This window comes from Streptomyces sp. SID11385 (genome assembly GCF_010548245.1).
In the GTDB taxonomy this organism is placed as follows: Bacteria; Actinomycetota; Actinomycetes; order Streptomycetales; family Streptomycetaceae; genus Streptomyces.
Map to the genome: position 1 here is coordinate 1 of NZ_JAAGLR010001157.1, position 2266 is coordinate 2266.

The 2266-nt window shown below is 75.3% G+C and carries 1 protein-coding gene; it reads left to right on the forward strand.

Features of this window, described 5'->3' with window-relative positions; genetic code table 11:
• The coding region (locus G3I42_RS35210) for a sensor histidine kinase (protein ID WP_164291720.1) at positions 1-2266 on the forward strand (2266 nt) is incomplete at both ends.

Consider the following 2266-nt stretch of genomic DNA (forward strand, 5'->3'; position numbering starts at 1 on the left):
CCTCGCCGACGCCACCGACCGGGTGCACGAGGCGCAGCGGCTCGTGGACGACGCGAGCGTCGCGCAGCAGTCCACCGCGCTCGCCCAGGCCCTCGCCGACGAGCGCGACGAGGTCAGCGCGTACATCGCCGCCGGCCGCCCGCACGGCGACGGGCTCAGTGAACAGCGCAGCGCCCGCGTCGACCGGGGGGTGCAGGAGCTGGAGGCCGCCGACATCCCTAAGGGGCTGCGCGACCAGCTCGACGCGATCAGCGGCGTCCGGCGCCAGGCGCTCACCGGCAAGGGCACGGCACTGGCCGCGCACACCTCGTACAGCCGGATCATCGACCAGCTCCACGCCCGCGTCGCCCTGCTCGCCGACGCGCTCCCCAAGGACGCCGCGAAGGCCCCGCACGCGCTCGTCGACCTGGACACCGCCGTGACCGAGGCGGGCGCCGTACGGGGGCTGCTCCTCGCGGCGCTCGCCGTGCCCCGCCCCACCGGCACCGAGACCCGCGTCGACCCCCTGACGGGCATCGCCACCACCGTCCCGGTCTCCGACCCCGCCGGCGACCGGCAGCGCGACGCGCTCAGCCGCGCGGCCCACGAGGCGCAGATCCGCTCCGAGGCCGCGCTCGCCACCTTCCTCGCCACCGCGCGCGAGGCCGACCTCTCCGCGTACACCACGACCGTCACCGGCGCCGACGTCAACGACGCCGAGAAGTACCTCGCCCGTCTCACCGACGAACCGAAGCTCGCCGACGACGACTTGACGCTCAAGACGTCCAAGGTCTCCGCCGCGCTCGGCGCCCGCATCGAGCTGATGCGCTCGGCGGACGCGGCGCTCGCCGTGGACCGCTCGCACCGCACCGAGGCGCTGCGCGACGACGAGGTGCGGTCCCTGGAGCTGCGCATCGTGCTCGTCGGCGTCCTGCTGCTCGCCGCGGCGGGCGTGGGCATGGCCACCGCGCGCTCCCTGACCCGCCCGCTCGCCGCGCTGCGCCTCGGCACGAAGCGCCTCGCGGACGCGGAGGACCCCGCGGCCGAGGAGCCGGTGCGCTTCACGGGCCGCAACGACGAGTTCGCTCAGGTCGTGCACTCCGTCAACCTCCTGCACGCGCACGCCTGTTCGCTCCACGAGCGGATCGGGACGCTGGAGGGCGACCGCAAGCACCTGGTCGGTCAGCGGCAGTCCGTCGCCGCCGACCGCGACCGGCTGCGCGCCGAGCTGGCCGGCGTCCAGGAGCAACTGGACCAGGCGAAGGGCTCGATCAACGGGACCTTCGTCAACCTGGCGCTGCGCACGCTCGGCCTCGTCGAGCGCCAGCTCGGCGTCATCGAGAACCTGGAGGAGCGCGAGCAGGACCCCGACCGCCTCGCGACCCTCTTCAAGCTCGACCACCTCGCGACCGTCATGCGCCGCCACAGCGAGAACCTGCTCGTCCTCGCGGGCGCCGAGCACGGCGTGCAGAACCCGAACCCGGTCCCGCTCGTGGACGTGCTGCGCGCGGCGGTCAGCGAGATCGAGCGGTACGAGCGGGTCCGCATCGCGGCCCTGCCCCCGCACGCGCACATCGCGGGCTTCTGCGCCGACGACCTGAGCCACCTCGTCGCCGAACTCCTGGAGAACGCCTCGTCGTTCTCGCCGCCCGACGCGCAGGTCGAGGTCTCGGCGTGGCTCCTGGAGAACGGCGAGGTGATGCTCTCGGTGCAGGACGAGGGCATCGGCATGTCCGCCGAGCGCCTCGACGAGGTCAACGAACTCCTCACCTCCTTCCAGCCGGGCGACACCCTCGCGGAAGGGCAGGAAGGGCTCGGGCTCGGCCTCTACGTCGTCGCGCGCCTCGCCGCGCGGCACGGCATCAGGGTCCGGCTGCGCGAGCAGAAGCAGGGCGGCATCGCGGCCGTCGTGGTGCTGCCCCCGCCGATACTCGCGACCCCGGCCGCCGGGGTCGTCACCCCGCACGCGGGCGGCCACCTCCCGGGCGCGGCCCCCGCGGTCGCCCTCCCCGGCTCCGAGGCCGAGGCCAACTCCAACGAACTCCCGGGCAGGGAGGTCGCGAGCGGCACGACCACGGACGCCGTGGGCGCGGGCCAGGAGACGCCTGCGGCCGGTACGGGTCTTGACGACCCCGCCGCCGGTACGGAGGCGAAGCCCCCCGTCGCGGAAGGCCGCGTCACCCCCGCCGCCGCCCCCGGCACGGACCCGCTCATCGAGGCGGCCGAGGCGAGCGTCGCGGCGGCCCGGGGAACGGAGACGCGGGCCGCGGACGGCACGGAGCCCGCC